This window comes from Klebsiella sp. OBRC7 (assembly GCF_000293135.1).
Classification (GTDB): Bacteria; Pseudomonadota; Gammaproteobacteria; order Enterobacterales; family Enterobacteriaceae; genus Klebsiella; species Klebsiella michiganensis.
Genome location: NZ_ALNJ01000019.1, coordinates 106556 through 120403 on the forward strand (window position 1 = coordinate 106556; position 13848 = coordinate 120403).

The 13848-nt window shown below is 53.7% G+C and carries 13 protein-coding genes; 11 read left to right on the forward strand and 2 right to left on the reverse strand.

The features are described from left to right. Positions 1-29: 29 nt before the first annotated feature. The gene (locus HMPREF1144_RS03565; protein ID WP_004125543.1) at positions 30-839 is read right to left on the reverse strand and encodes a DeoR family transcriptional regulator; all 810 of its coding nucleotides are present in this window, start codon (positions 837-839) and stop codon (positions 30-32) included. Between the two features lie 249 nt (positions 840-1088). Between HMPREF1144_RS03565 and kbaZ the strand changes: the two genes are divergently transcribed. The 9 genes from kbaZ (at position 1089) to HMPREF1144_RS03610 (ending at position 10448) form a co-directional block, all read left to right on the forward strand. Then, positions 1089-2390: a tagatose-bisphosphate aldolase subunit KbaZ gene (gene kbaZ / locus HMPREF1144_RS03570; RefSeq protein ID WP_042926955.1), complete on the forward strand. Its 1302-nt coding sequence runs from the start codon at positions 1089-1091 to the stop codon at positions 2388-2390. 12 nt (positions 2391-2402) lie between these two features. Next, entirely contained in the window at positions 2403-2876 is a 474-nt protein-coding gene (gene agaV, locus HMPREF1144_RS03575; RefSeq protein WP_009651844.1) for a PTS N-acetylgalactosamine transporter subunit IIB, read from the forward strand. 10 nt (positions 2877-2886) lie between these two features. After that, positions 2887-3666 carry a PTS N-acetylgalactosamine transporter subunit IIC gene (gene agaW, locus HMPREF1144_RS03580; protein ID WP_009651887.1) on the forward strand — a complete coding sequence of 260 codons (780 nt, stop codon included), beginning with the start codon at positions 2887-2889 and terminating at the stop codon, positions 3664-3666. Beyond that, positions 3656-4534 carry a PTS N-acetylgalactosamine transporter subunit IID gene (agaE, locus tag HMPREF1144_RS03585; protein ID WP_009651858.1) on the forward strand — a complete coding sequence of 293 codons (879 nt, stop codon included), beginning with the start codon at positions 3656-3658 and terminating at the stop codon, positions 4532-4534. Before agaW ends, agaE begins: the two co-directional genes overlap by 11 nt. Before the next feature lie 17 nt (positions 4535-4551). Next, the gene (agaF, locus tag HMPREF1144_RS03590) at positions 4552-4986 is read left to right on the forward strand and encodes a PTS galactosamine/N-acetylgalactosamine transporter subunit IIA (RefSeq protein WP_004125557.1); all 435 of its coding nucleotides are present in this window, start codon (positions 4552-4554) and stop codon (positions 4984-4986) included. Then, entirely contained in the window at positions 4983-6116 is a 1134-nt protein-coding gene (gene nagA, locus HMPREF1144_RS03595) for an N-acetylglucosamine-6-phosphate deacetylase (RefSeq protein WP_009651871.1), read from the forward strand. Before agaF ends, nagA begins: the two co-directional genes overlap by 4 nt. A gap of 304 nt (positions 6117-6420) precedes the next feature. After that, positions 6421-7575, forward strand: coding sequence for an AgaS family sugar isomerase (locus tag HMPREF1144_RS03600; protein ID WP_009651884.1), 1155 nt, complete (start codon positions 6421-6423; stop codon positions 7573-7575). A gap of 12 nt (positions 7576-7587) precedes the next feature. Next, positions 7588-8460: a tagatose-bisphosphate aldolase subunit KbaY gene (gene kbaY, locus HMPREF1144_RS03605; protein WP_009651832.1), complete on the forward strand. Its 873-nt coding sequence runs from the start codon at positions 7588-7590 to the stop codon at positions 8458-8460. A 98-nt stretch (positions 8461-8558) separates the two neighbouring features. Next, on the forward strand, positions 8559-10448 hold the full coding sequence (locus HMPREF1144_RS03610) for an enterotoxin (protein WP_009651886.1): 1890 nt from the start codon (positions 8559-8561) through the stop codon (positions 10446-10448). 34 nt (positions 10449-10482) lie between these two features. Here the strand turns inward: HMPREF1144_RS03610 and rsmI are convergent, their stop codons facing one another. After that, the gene (gene rsmI, locus HMPREF1144_RS03615; protein ID WP_009651852.1) at positions 10483-11343 is read right to left on the reverse strand and encodes a 16S rRNA (cytidine(1402)-2'-O)-methyltransferase; all 861 of its coding nucleotides are present in this window, start codon (positions 11341-11343) and stop codon (positions 10483-10485) included. 63 nt (positions 11344-11406) lie between these two features. Between rsmI and HMPREF1144_RS03620 the strand changes: the two genes are divergently transcribed. Both HMPREF1144_RS03620 and HMPREF1144_RS03625 read left to right on the forward strand, forming a co-directional pair. Beyond that, the gene (locus tag HMPREF1144_RS03620) at positions 11407-13488 is read left to right on the forward strand and encodes a penicillin-binding protein activator (protein WP_009651857.1); all 2082 of its coding nucleotides are present in this window, start codon (positions 11407-11409) and stop codon (positions 13486-13488) included. Then, on the forward strand, positions 13446-13832 hold the full coding sequence (locus tag HMPREF1144_RS03625; protein WP_004854510.1) for a YraN family protein: 387 nt from the start codon (positions 13446-13448) through the stop codon (positions 13830-13832). Before HMPREF1144_RS03620 ends, HMPREF1144_RS03625 begins: the two co-directional genes overlap by 43 nt. Positions 13833-13848: the final 16 nt, after the last annotated feature.

Below are 13848 nucleotides of genomic sequence, written 5' to 3' on the forward strand. Positions count from 1 at the left end.
AATGAGCATCGCCCCCGGCGTATCAATATTTACGCATTCACCAGAATGACTTCAACGCCGCTCTTACGCAGCCCCTCCAGGCTTTCTGGCGGGATACCATCATCAACGATGATGGTATCGATCCGCTGAGTGTCGACGATCTTATGCAAGCTGGAACGGTTGAATTTTGTCGAGTCGGTGACCACGATAATGCGCTCCGCAACCTCACACATCCGACGATTTAGTCTGGCCTCGTCTTCATTATGGGTGCTGACGCCCCGCTCCAGATCGATCGCATCAACACCGAGAAACAGCATATCGAAGTGGTAATTTTGCAACGACTGTTCTGCCTGGTCGCCATAGAACGAAAGCGATTGACGGCGCAAGTGCCCACCGGTCATCAACAGCTCAACACCATCCGCTTCAAGTAATGCATTAGCAACATTCATACCGTTGGTCATAGCAATAACATCAGTATGCTCGCGCAGCAGACGGGCGATCTCATATGTCGTGGTACCGGAATCGAGAATAACGCGATGCCCCGGCCCGATCAGCGCAACAGCAGCTCCGGCGATACGCCGTTTTATCGCCGTATTCAGCGAGCTTTTATCCTCAACAGAAGGCTCTCCGCCGGGGATATTACTGTCGCAAATCAGTGCACCGCCATAAGCCCGAACGGCGATCCCCTGCTTTTCGAGAAACGCAAGATCGTTACGGATCGTCACCGTAGAAACGCCGAACAATTCAGAAAGATCGTTCACCTGCACGCTTCCATGCTGCCGCAACCGCTGGATGATCTGCTCCCGTCTTTCGCTGGTACCGGGTACCCGCTTATCTGCAGAATGGTCTGTGTTGCTCATAAGAAATCCTTTAACTAATTCTTTCGTTTTATTTCGTTTTCCTTATTAACGCCTTTCTTTTACCCGAATGCAAGCCCCGCGACAGGTATCTCAGCCCATAAACTCGCCGTAAAACACTTTCATTATGTTTCTTTTGTGAAACAGATCGGAAAACTATTATCTTTCGTTTTATTTTTATAACACCATGATGCAGTATAAATGAAACAAAACGAAAGATAATTATCATAACAATCCAACCTGGAGAGGAAAGTGAAACATCTGACGACTATGGTGGAACAGCATAAACGGGGGAAAGCAAACGGTATATATGCCGTTTGTTCGGCGCATCCACTGGTTCTGGAGTCTGCAATACGCTACGCACATGCTAACCGAACTCCTCTGCTGATCGAGGCAACCTCCAATCAGGTTGATCAGTTTGGCGGTTATACGGGAATGACCCCAGCTGATTTTCGCCACTTTGTCTGCCAACTGGCCAACTCGCTTGATTTCCCCGAAGAGCAGTTAATTCTGGGCGGCGACCATCTCGGCCCAAATCGTTGGCAGCATCTGCCAGCGGAGCAGGCGATGGCCAATGCTGACGGTTTGATCAAAAGCTACGTGGCTTCAGGATTTAAAAAAATCCATCTTGATTGCAGCATGTCCTGTCAGGGCGATCCGGTTCCGCTAACCGATGCTATCGTCGCGGAACGTGCTGCACGTCTGGCAAAGATTGCCGAGGAAACCTGCGTGGAGCAGTTCGGCGAATCGGATCTCGTCTACATCATTGGCACCGAAGTGCCTGTACCAGGCGGTGCCCACGAAACATTAGCCGAGCTAGAGGTCACTACACCCGATGCGGCACGCGCCACGCTGAAAGCCCATCGCCATGCGTTTGAAAAACTGGGTCTGGATGCCATCTGGTCCCGCATCATTGCCCTGGTTGTGCAACCCGGCGTCGAGTTCGATCATACGCACATCATAGATTACCAACCGCAAAAAGCCGTCGCTCTGAGCAAAATGGTTGAAGCTTACGACACGTTGGTATTCGAAGCACACTCCACGGATTACCAGACGCCGCAATCTTTGCGCCAGCTCGTAAAAGATCACTTCGCCATTCTGAAAGTTGGTCCGGCGTTGACTTTCGCCCTGCGCGAAGCGCTGTTCTCGCTGGCAGCCATTGAGGAGGAGCTGTTGCCGGCCAAAGCCTGCTCTGGCCTTCGTCACGTACTTGAGAGCGTAATGCTCGATCGCCCGGAATACTGGCAAAGCCACTATCACGGCGATGGCAACGCACGTCGTCTGGCCCGCGGCTACAGCTATTCCGATCGCGTTCGTTATTACTGGCCGGACAGCCAGATTGATGACGCATTCGAAAGATTGGTTCGCAATCTGGCGGGTGAGCCAATCCCGCTACCGCTTATCAGCCAGTATTTACCTTTGCAGTACGTAAAAGTACGCGAGGGAGATCTCAGTGCCACGCCGCGGGAACTCATCATGAGCCACATTCAGGACATACTGCAGCAGTACCATGCCGCCTGTCAGGGCGTTACTTCCATAACGGATAACAACTAAGAGGAAAACGCTATGCCAAATATCGTACTGAGTCGTATTGACGAAAGACTCATCCATGGCCAGGTAGGCGTACAGTGGGTCGGATTTGCGGGGGCAAATCTGGTACTGGTCGCTAATGATGGAGTCGCTGAAGACACCGTGCAGCAGAATCTGATGGAAATGGTTTTGGCCGAAGGGATTGCCGTACGTTTCTGGTCGCTGCAAAAAACGATCGATAACATTCACCGCGCCGCCGACCGGCAGAAAATTTTACTGGTATGCAGAACACCGACTGATTTTCTCAAGCTGGTCGAAGGCGGTGTGCCCGTCACACGCATCAATGTGGGAAACATGCATTACGCCGAAGGTAAAAAACAAATTGCCAAAACGGTTTCTGTCGACGCGAACGATATCAGCGCCTTTAACGGTCTGAAAGCGGCCGGAGTGGAATGCTTCGTTCAGGGTGTCCCGACAGAACCTGCTTTGGATCTCTTTAAACTACTTTGAGGGATTCACAATGGAAATTAGTCTGTTGCAGGCTTTTGCATTAGGTATTCTCGCCTTTATTGCCGGCCTCGATATGTTCAACGGTTTAACACACATGCACCGTCCAGTGGTACTTGGGCCGCTGGTTGGTCTGATTCTGGGCGATCTGCATACCGGTATTTTAACCGGCGGTACGCTGGAACTGGTGTGGATGGGTCTGGCGCCGCTGGCTGGCGCTCAGCCGCCTAACGTCATTATCGGAACTATTGTGGGAACAACTTTTGCCATAACCACCGGCGTGAAACCTGACGTGGCTGTAGGGGTCGCCGTACCGTTTGCCGTCGCTGTACAAATGGGCATTACCTTCCTGTTCTCCGTCATGTCCGGCGTGATGTCCCGCTGCGATCGCATGGCCGCAAATGCCGATACAGCAGGTATTGAACGGGTTAACTATCTGGCGCTGCTGGCGCTAGGCATTTTCTACTTCCTTTGCGCTTTCCTGCCAATTTACTTCGGAGCGGAACACGCGAAAACCGCCATTGATGTGCTGCCCGAACGTCTGATTGACGGCCTGGGCGTGGCAGGCGGCATCATGCCCGCTATCGGCTTTGCCGTACTGCTAAAAATCATGCTGAAAAACGTCTATATCCCTTATTTCATCATAGGTTTCGTTGCCGCGGCCTGGCTCAAGCTTCCGGTCCTGGCTATCGCCGCGGCCGCGCTGGCAATGGCGCTGATCGATCTGCTGCGCAAATCTCCCGAACCGACTAAACCAGCGGCACAGAAAGAGGAATTCGAAGATGGCATCTAACCAACATACTTTGTCGAATACGACTGAAAATGAAGAAACGCTGCTCACCGGGGTGAATGAAAACGTCTATGAAGATCAGAATATTAGCGCTGATCTCACTAAAAAAGACATTAACCGCGTGGCCTGGCGTTCCATGCTGCTGCAGGCTTCTTTTAACTATGAGCGTATGCAGGCATCTGGTTGGCTATACGGTCTGCTACCCGCGTTGAAAAAGATCCATACCAACAAACGCGATTTGGCCCGAGCCATGAAAGGCCATATGGGATTCTTTAATACCCATCCTTTCCTGGTGACGTTTGTTATTGGCATCATTCTGGCAATGGAACGCTCCAAGCAGGATGTCAACAGCATCCAAAGCACCAAAATCGCCGTTGGCGCACCGCTCGGTGGGATTGGCGATGCCATGTTCTGGCTGACGCTGTTGCCGATCTGCGGCGGGATAGGAGCCAGCCTGGCGCTGCAAGGCTCTATCCTTGGCGCAATAGTCTTTATCGTGTTGTTTAACGTCGTCCATCTCGGTCTACGCTTTGGTCTGGCGCACTATGCATATCGAATGGGCGTCGCAGCAATTCCGCTTATCAAAGCGAACACAAAGAAAGTGGGTCATGCGGCGTCAATCGTTGGGATGACGGTCATTGGGGCGCTGGTGGCAACCTATGTTCGCCTGAATACGACGCTCGAAATCAAGGCCGGCGATGCGGTGGTTAAACTGCAGGCCGACGTTATTGATAAATTGATGCCCGCATTTTTGCCGCTGGTCTATACCCTGACCATGTACTGGCTGGTACGCAGAGGCTGGAGTCCGCTGCGCCTTATTGGCATCACCGTGGTTCTGGGCGTCGTCGGTAAATTCTGTCACTTCCTGTAAAGCAAAAGAGGTCAGAGATGTTAGGTATCATTTTGACGGGGCATGGCGGATTTGCCAGCGGCATGGAAAAAGCGATGAAGCAGATCCTCGGCGAGCAGTCTCACTTTATCGCTATCGATTTTCCTGAGACTTCCACCACCGCGCTGCTTACCTCGCAGCTTGAGCAGGCTGTTGGAGAACTGGACGGCGAAGAAGGCCTCATATTCCTGACCGACCTGCTCGGCGGGACGCCATTCCGCGTTGCATCAACACTGGCGATGCAAAAAACCGGCCGTGAGGTGATTACCGGCACCAACCTGCAGCTATTGCTGGAAATGGTGCTGGATCGCGATGAACTCAGCGGCGAGGCGTTTCGCATACAGGCCCTGGAGTGCGGGCACCGTGGCTTGACCAGTCTGGTGGACGAGCTAGGGCGCTGTCGCGAAGAGAGCACCGCCGAGGAAGGGATATGACACAAATTCTGCGCGCCAGACGTCTACTGACGGAACAAGGCTGGCTGGACGATCATCAACTGCGTATTGAAGAGGGTGTCATTACGGCAATAGAGCCTATCTCCGTGGGAACCATGCTCCGTGATGCTGAGCTACTCGCTCCCGCTTACATCGATACTCACGTCCACGGCGGCGCCGGAGTCGATGTGATGGACGATGCTCCGGATGTACTTGATAAACTAGCCATGCACAAAGCACGTGAAGGGGTTGCCGGCTGGCTCCCCACCACCGTTACGGCTCCGTTAGAGGCGATACACCGAGTGCTGGCACGTATAGCGCAACGCTGCTATTCCGGAGGTCCCGGAGCGCAGGTGCTGGGAAGCTATCTGGAAGGTCCTTATTTTACGCCGCAGAACAAAGGCGCTCATCCTGCGGAATGGTTCCGCGAACTGGATCTCGCAGAACTGGATGAAATGATAGCCATTTCTCGCGATACCCTGCGCGTGGTTGCGCTGGCACCGGAAAAAACCGGAGCACTTCAGGCGATTAACCATCTGAAGCATCGAGGTCTGCGGGTAATGTTGGGGCATAGCGCGGCGACCTGCGAGCAAACCCGGAGCGCTTTTGATGCCGGTGCGGACGGGCTGGTGCATTGCTATAACGGTATGACGGGATTACATCATAGGGAACCGGGCATGGTTGGCGCAGGGTTAACCGACGCACGTGCATGGCTGGAACTTATCGCCGACGGACATCACGTTCACCCCGCTGCCATGAAGCTATGCTGCTGCTGCGCGCAAGACCGGATAGTACTAATTACCGATGCGATGCAGGCCGCGGGAATGCCTGACGGGAGCTATACCTTATGCGGCCAAAAGGTAGAGATGCGTGGTGGTATTGTGCGGACCGCTTCCGGTAGTCTGGCGGGCAGTACGCTTTCGGTAGATGTGGCGGTTCGTAATATGGTCGAACTCACCGGTATCTCCCCTGAGAATGCTATCCATATGGCTTCACTACATCCAGCCCGTCTGCTGGGAATCGACCATCAGTTAGGTTCGCTAAAGGCCGGTAAACGCGCCAGCGCCATCGCCCTTAACGGTGGACTGCATTTACAACGGATATGGATTCAGGGCCAGGTTTTCCCTCTATAGCCCTTCATTAAACGTCATAGTGGCCTTCGACTTACGATCGCAAGGCCTTTACTTTCTTTTCCTTTCGTAAAACAAAACTCTCACGTTGCCTTCATGGGATTTATTATCAATTTATCAATTACATATATAAAACCCCCACTCCCTCGATCACAAATTTCGTTTTATTTCATTTTGCATCATTGAACTTTCGATTTCTTTCCTATAAATTTTAATCAATCGATCACATGAACAAGTGAAACAAAACGAAAGATAGCGACAATTTGCCAGCGTCTGATGTGGAGTTCACAAGATAAGGACTTACGTTATGTCAGAAATTTATACCCCTGCTGCCGCGGCGACCGGAACCTGGACAGAAGAAGAGATCCGTCAGCAGCCTGTCTGTTGGATGCACTCACTGAAAAACATCGACAATATTCGTCCGGCGATCGACAACTTTCTCACGCCACTGCTGCGTAAAAACGATCTACGGATCATCCTGACCGGAGCTGGCACTTCGGCATTTATCGGTGAAATCATCGCTCCATGGCTTGCTAATCACAGCGCAAAAAACATTAGCGCGGTACCAACTACCGATCTGGTTACCAATCCGATGGATTACCTGAACCCGGCGCATCCGCTACTGCTGGTCTCCTTCGCCCGTTCCGGCAACAGCCCGGAGAGCGTAGCCGCCGTTGAGCTGGCAAACCAGTTCGTCCCGGAGTGCTATCACCTTTCAATTACCTGCAACGAAGCGGGTAGCCTTTATCAAAACGCTCTTGAGAACGGGAACGCCTTTGCGCTATTGATGCCAGCAGAAACGCACGATCGCGGCTTTGCGATGACCAGCAGTATTACCACAATGATGGCCAGCTGCCTGGCGGCCTTTGCGCCAGAAGTTATTAACAGCCAGACATTCCGCGATGTGGCCGATCGCTGCCACGCAATACTGACCTCACTCGGCGATTTCAGCCACGGCGTATTTGGCAACGAGCCCTGGAAGCGGATCGTTTATCTCGGCAGCGGTGGGTTACAGGGCGCTGCGCGTGAATCGGCGTTAAAGGTCCTGGAGCTAACGGCGGGTAAGCTGGCAGCGTTCTATGACTCACCGACCGGTTTCCGCCATGGACCAAAATCACTGGTCGATAACGAAACGCTGGTTGTGGTGTATATATCTAGCCACCCTTACACCCGCCAATACGATCTCGACCTGCTGGCAGAACTACGGCGCGATCGGCAGGCCATGCGTGTGGTGGCCATCGCCGCGGAGAGCGATGCCGTTATTGAAGCTGGTCCACATATCCTTCTGCCGCCAGCGCGTCACTTCAGTGATGTAGAACTGGCCTTCTGCTTCCTGATGTACGCCCAGGTATTCGCCCTTACGCAGTCGATCGCCGTAGGAAATACGCCGGATACCCCCTCCGCCAGCGGCACGGTTAACCGTGTAGTGCAGGGCGTCGTTATTCATCCATGGCTGGCTTAAGAGGATCCGATCATGAGCATTATTTCTACCAAGTATCTCCTGCAGGATGCCCAGGCAAAAGGCTACGCGGTACCCGCGTTCAACATCCATAACGCCGAAACGATCCAGGCGATTCTGGAAGTATGCAGCGAAATGCAATCACCCGTGATCCTCGCCGGAACCCCGGGTACTTTTAAGCATATTGCGCTGGAGGAGATCTACGCGCTATGCCGCGCCTACTCCACGAGTTTCGGCATTCCGCTGGCTCTGCATCTCGATCACCATGAATCGCTGGAAGATATTCGCCGGAAAGTGAACGCAGGCGTACGCAGCGCCATGATCGACGGCAGCCACTTCCCGTTTGAAGAGAATGTGAAACTGGTAAAATCGGTGGTGGATTTTTGCCATGCCCGCGACTGTAGCGTAGAAGCTGAACTCGGACGCCTGGGTGGAGTAGAAGACGAGATGAGTGTGGATGCGGAAAGCGCGTTTTTGACCGATCCGCAGGAAGCCAAACGTTTTATTGAGCTAACGGGCGTAGATAGCCTGGCCGTAGCGATTGGTACGGCTCATGGCCTTTACACCAAAAAACCCAAAATCGACTTCCAGCGTCTGGCGGAAATCCGTGAAGTGGTGGATATTCCGCTGGTACTCCATGGCGCAAGCGATGTGCCTGATGAGTATGTTCGCCGCACCATCGAACTGGGTGTGTGCAAAGTCAATGTCGCTACTGAACTGAAAATCGCCTTTGCTGCTGCGGTGAAAAAATGGTTTGCCGAAAATCCGCAAGGTAACGATCCGCGTTATTACATGCGCGTTGGCATGAACGCGATGAAAGAGGTGGTACGCAGTAAGATCGCCGTATGCGGGTCGGCCAACCGCCTTTTACAAATCGCCGAAGCCTGAGTGTAGCCAGCCCCCAGCACCTCCCCTTACCAAAGCGTTAACCCAATGGAGGCTAACGCTGCTTACCTCTGAAAAAAACGAAAACAAGGACTTTTCTCATGAAAAAAATGCTCAATGTTTCGTTACTGGCTGTGCTTATTTCCAACGGGGCTTTCGCCGCCCAATATGCACTGGATAGCGAATACCTTGCCGTTTCATTTAACGATGCGAATTCTGTGATGGCGCTTAAAGACGTTAAATCACAGCACCAGCTTTCACCCGAAGAGCTTTTCTTTCTTACTCTTCCGGATGAAACGGTCATTCACGCCGCTGACTTTAAAATAAAGCATGTGGATAAGAAAGATAACACCATTATCATTGATTATGCTCATCCGGGTTTTAACGTCGAGGTAAAACTGAATCTGGTTAAAGATAAATACGCCAGCATTGATTATACGATTACCGCCCTCGGGAAGGCACAAGAGGTCTCGAAAATCACGTTTTTCCCCACCAGAAAACAGTCACAAGCCCCGTGGGTAGAAGGTTCAATAAATAGCTCACCGATTATTGCTGATTCATTTTTTATATTGCCGAATAAACCTGTAGTGAACACCTGGGCTTATGAAGCAACCACCAATCTTAATGTTGAACTAAAAACTCCTTTACAGCCAGGCACCGCCGTTAGCTATACCACCTGGTTCGGTACATTCCCGGAAATCAATCAGCTACGCCGAAGCGTCAACCAGTTTATCGATGCGGTTCGCCCGCGGCCCTATAAGCCCTATCTGCACTACAACAGCTGGATGGATATTGGATTCTTTACCACCTATACCGAACCCGAAGTTCTACAGCGTATGGATGAATGGAATAAGGAATTCATTACCGGACGCGGTGTAATGCTGGATGCCTTCCTGTTAGATGATGGCTGGGATGATCGGACCGGAAGATGGTTATTTGGTCCGGCTTTTAGCAACGGATTCAGTAAGGTAAGAGAAAAAGCCGATAGCTTGCATAGTTCAATCGGACTCTGGCTTTCTCCCTGGGGCGGATATAACAAGCCGCGGGATATTCGCGTATCCCATGCTAAAGAATATGGCTTCGAAACCGTCGATGGAAAATTTGCGCTCTCCGGCCCTAAATATTTTAAAAACTTTAATGCACAGGTTATTAATCTAATTAAAGAAGAGCATATCACTTCATTTAAACTGGATGGTATGGGGAACGCAAATTCACATATTAAAGGTAGTGAGTTCGCATCTGACTTCGATGCGTCAATTGCCCTACTTCATAATATGCGTAGCGCCAACCCAAATCAGTTTATTAATTTAACCACCGGGACCAACGCCAGCCCCTCATGGTTGTTCTATGCTGACGCTATCTGGCGTCAGGGTGATGACATTAATCTCTACGGTCCCGGCACGCCAGTACAGCAATGGATGACTTATCGGGATGCAGAAACCTGGCGATCTATCGTACGAAAAGGTCCGCTATTTCCACTTAACTCACTGATGTACCACGGCATAGTTAGCGCTGAAAACGCCTATTACGGGCTTGAGAAGGTACAAACGGATAGCGACTTTGCCGATCAAGTATGGAGCTATTTCGCTACCGGCACCCAGCTACAAGAGCTTTACATCACACCGTCCATGCTCAATAAAGCGAAATGGGATATCCTGGCGCAGGCGGCAAAATGGTCCCGCGCTAACGCCGATATATTAGTCGATACCCACTGGGTAGGCGGCGATCCGACTGCGCTGGAAGTGTATGGTTGGGCATCCTGGAGCAAAGAAAAAGCTATCCTGGGGATACGTAACCCATCGGATAAACCGCAGCAATACTACCTTGACCTGACGAAAGCATTTGAGCTTCCGCATGGGGCAACCTCAAACTTCACGTTAAGAAGCATCTACGGGAGCAATTCGACATTCCCTGATAAATACCAGGCCCCAATTGTCGTCACGTTGCAGCCATTACAGATGCTTGTATTCGAAGCAACCCCCGCTAAATAAGGTATTGGCCCGGGCAATCGCCCGGGCATTCTGCTTACCCCTGCTGCTCCAGGGCATACTTATACAGGGCATTTTTCTTCACGCCGTGGATTTCCGCAGCCAACGCGGCGGCTTTTTTCAGCGGCAGCTCAGCCTGCAGCAGGGCCAGCGTACGCAGCGCTACCGCCGGCAGCGCCTCTTCCTGCGCTTTAAAACCTTCTACGATCAGCACCATCTCGCCTTTACGGCGATTTTCGTCCTCTTTCACCCATGCCAGCAGCTCGCCGATCGGCGCTCCGTGAATCGATTCCCAGGTTTTGGTCAGCTCACGCGCCAGCACCACGTAGCGGGACTCCCCCAGCACAGCGCAGATATCCTCCAGGCTTTCCAGCAGGCGGTGGGTGGACTCATAAAAAATAATCGTCCGCGGCTCTTCTTCCAGCGCCTTCAGCGTGTCACGACGCCCTTTGGATTTGGCAGGCAGAAAGCCTTCATAGCAGAAGCGATCCGAAGGCAGACCCGCCGCGCTCAGCGCCGCAATCGCCGCACAAGGACCGGGCAGAGGCACCACGCGGATATTAGCTTCACGGCAGGTGCGCACCAGATGATAGCCGGGATCGTTAATCAGCGGCGTTCCGGCGTCGGAAACCAGCGCGATGTTTTGCCCCGCTTTAAGCTTCGCGACCAGCGTTTCCGCCTTTTGCTGCTCGTTGTGGTCATGAAGCGCGAATAAACGGGCATTGATCGCAAAATGCTGCAGCAGCAAACCGGTATGGCGGGTATCTTCCGCTGCAACTAAATCAACGGCTTGCAACACTTCCAGCGCGCGTTGCGTGATATCAGACAGATTCCCTATCGGAGTGGGCACAATATAGAGCTGTCCCTGAGAATTATCTGCTGATTCGTGTTGTTTCATTGTCTCGTCCGTATTGCCGAATTAATATTGAGCATTGAGCCAAAAAAATATCACTGGACACATATGGTACCGTCAACATTTCTTCGTTCTAAACCCGTGCGTTGTCTGCCCGTACTGCTGGCCGCGCTGATCTTTGCCGGCTGCGGTACCCATACTCCGGATCAAAGTACGGCGTATTTGCAGGGTACGGCCCAAGCAGACTCCAGTTACTATCTGCAACAGATGCAGCAAAGCACGAATGATAGCAAGACCAACTGGCAATTACTCGCCATTCGTGCACTGCTGAAGGAAGGTAAGAAACCGCAGGCGATCGACCTGTTCAACCAGCTACCGTCTAATCTCAACGGTGCGCAAAGCCGCGAAAGGTCGCTGCTGGCGGTGGAAGTGAAGCTGGCGCAGAACGATTTCCAGGGCGCGCAGACGCTGCTCAGCAAGCTCGACCCGGCAAGCCTTGAGGAGAACCAGCTGCCCCGCTACTGGCAGGCGCAAATTGACGCCAGCCAGGGTCAACCCTCGCTGCACCTGCTGCGGGCCCTGATTGCCCAACAGTCTCTGTTAAGCCTGCCTGCGCAAAAGCAGAAAAACATCGACGCGACCTGGAAAGCGCTCACCGCCATGACCAAAGATCAGGCCAACGCGCTGGTCATTAACGCCGATGAGAACGTCCTGCAGGGCTGGCTGGATCTGCAGCGCATGTGGTTTGATAACCGCAGCGATCCGACGATGCTCAAGGCGGGAGTGAAAGACTGGCAGACTCGCTACCCGCAAAACCCGGGGGCGAAAATGCTGCCGACGCAGCTAGTGAATATGCAAAACTACCAGGCCGCATCGACCAATAAAATCGCCCTGCTGCTGCCGTTAAACGGCCAGGCGGCGATTTTTGGCCGCACGATCCAGCAGGGCTTTGAAGCGGCGAAGAACGGCGCGCCTGCCGTTGCAGGAAGCGCAGTACCCGCCCAGGTCGCCCAGGCGGCGAACGTTGCCGAAAGCGCCGTAGTCAGCCCATCGCAGGCGGAGGTCACCGACCTGACGACCACCAATAACGCTCAGCCCCCGGTACAGGCACCAGCGGCCGACCAGGCGCAAACCGCGGCGCCGGTCACCGCGCCGGCGGCAGTACAAGCCTCGACGCCGGAGGCCACCAGCCAGCCAGCGGAAGCGCCGCAGGCTCAGGCAGTCGCCGCAACGCCAGCCAACCCTTCCGCAGAACTGAAAATCTACGACACCACGACTCAGCCAATGAGCCAGCTGCTGACCCAGGTGCAGCAGGATGGCGCGACCATCGTCGTCGGTCCGCTGCTGAAAGATAATGTCGAAGATGTCATCAAGAGCAATACCTCGCTGAACGTGCTGGCGCTCAATCAGCCGGAAAAAGTCGAAAGCCGGGCCAATATCTGCTATTTCGCCCTCTCACCGGAAGATGAAGCCCGCGACGCGGCGCATCACATTCACGATCAGGGTAAACAGACTCCGCTGCTGCTGGTGCCTCGCGGCGCCCTGGGCGATCGGGTGGTTACCGCCTTCGCCAACGAGTGGCTGAAGCTGGGGGGCGGTACCGTCCTGCAACAGCGCCTGGGCTCCACCGCCGAGCTGCGCGGCAGCGTCAACAGCGGTATTTCGCTAAGCGGTACGCCTGTCTCAACCCTGCCGTCAGCGCAGGACAGCGCTCTGGGTAGCCCGAGCGATGTGCCGGTCAGCAGCACCGGCGGCGTCGACGCCGCGTATATCCTGGCCACGCCGGAACAAATCGCTTACATCAAACCGATGATCGCCCTGCGTAACGGCAGCCAGAGCGGCGTAACGCTCTACGCCAGCTCCCGCAGCGCCCAGGGGACTTCCGGACCGGACTTCCGTCTGGAGATGGAAGGTCTGCAATATAGCGAGATCCCGATGCTGGCGGGAAGTAATCCTGCCCTGCAGCAGCAGGCGCTGGCCGCCGTTCGTAACGACTACTCGCTGGCGCGCCTGTACGCCATGGGCGCCGACGCCTGGTCCCTGGCCAACCATTTCTCGCAGATGCGCCAGGTTCCCGGCTTTGAGCTGAACGGCAATACCGGCGATCTCACGGCCACGCAGGATTGCGTGATCAACAGGAAACTGTCATGGCTCAAATACCAGGGTGGGCAAATCGTCGCGGCCAACTAAGTAAACAGACCGGCGATGCCTGGGAAACCCAGGCGCGCCGCTGGCTGGAGAGCCAGGGTCTGCGTTTTATCGCCGCCAACGTCCGCGAGCGCGGCGGCGAGATAGACCTCATCATGCGCGACGGCAGCGTCACCATCTTTGTCGAAGTACGCTATCGTCGCAGCGCAAACTACGGCGATGCCGCCTCCAGCGTCACGCCGCAAAAGCAACAAAGACTGCTCAAAGCCGCGCGTCTGTGGCTCTGCCGACAGAATGGGAGCTTTGAGACTGTGGATTGCCGTTTCGATGTGGTAGCCTTCACCGGAAACGACATCCAATGGCTAAAAAACGCCTTTGGCGAATAGCGTAAACGAATTAAGG

Excerpts from the sequence above, each read along its gene's own strand:
- rsmI (WP_009651852.1), bottom strand. The coding sequence starts at position 11,343 with ATGAAACAACACGAATCAGCAGATAATTCTCAGGGACAGCTCTATATT.
- HMPREF1144_RS03625 (WP_004854510.1), top strand. The coding sequence starts at position 13,446 with ATGGCTCAAATACCAGGGTGGGCAAATCGTCGCGGCCAACTAAGTAAA.
- agaV (WP_009651844.1), top strand. The coding sequence starts at position 2,403 with ATGCCAAATATCGTACTGAGTCGTATTGACGAAAGACTCATCCATGGC.
- HMPREF1144_RS03600 (WP_009651884.1), top strand. The coding sequence starts at position 6,421 with ATGTCAGAAATTTATACCCCTGCTGCCGCGGCGACCGGAACCTGGACA.
- HMPREF1144_RS03565 (WP_004125543.1), bottom strand. The coding sequence starts at position 839 with ATGAGCAACACAGACCATTCTGCAGATAAGCGGGTACCCGGTACCAGC.
- agaE (WP_009651858.1), top strand. The coding sequence starts at position 3,656 with ATGGCATCTAACCAACATACTTTGTCGAATACGACTGAAAATGAAGAA.
- kbaY (WP_009651832.1), top strand. The coding sequence starts at position 7,588 with ATGAGCATTATTTCTACCAAGTATCTCCTGCAGGATGCCCAGGCAAAA.
- agaW (WP_009651887.1), top strand. The coding sequence starts at position 2,887 with ATGGAAATTAGTCTGTTGCAGGCTTTTGCATTAGGTATTCTCGCCTTT.
- HMPREF1144_RS03620 (WP_009651857.1), top strand. The coding sequence starts at position 11,407 with ATGGTACCGTCAACATTTCTTCGTTCTAAACCCGTGCGTTGTCTGCCC.
- nagA (WP_009651871.1), top strand. The coding sequence starts at position 4,983 with ATGACACAAATTCTGCGCGCCAGACGTCTACTGACGGAACAAGGCTGG.
- agaF (WP_004125557.1), top strand. The coding sequence starts at position 4,552 with ATGTTAGGTATCATTTTGACGGGGCATGGCGGATTTGCCAGCGGCATG.
- HMPREF1144_RS03610 (WP_009651886.1), top strand. The coding sequence starts at position 8,559 with ATGAAAAAAATGCTCAATGTTTCGTTACTGGCTGTGCTTATTTCCAAC.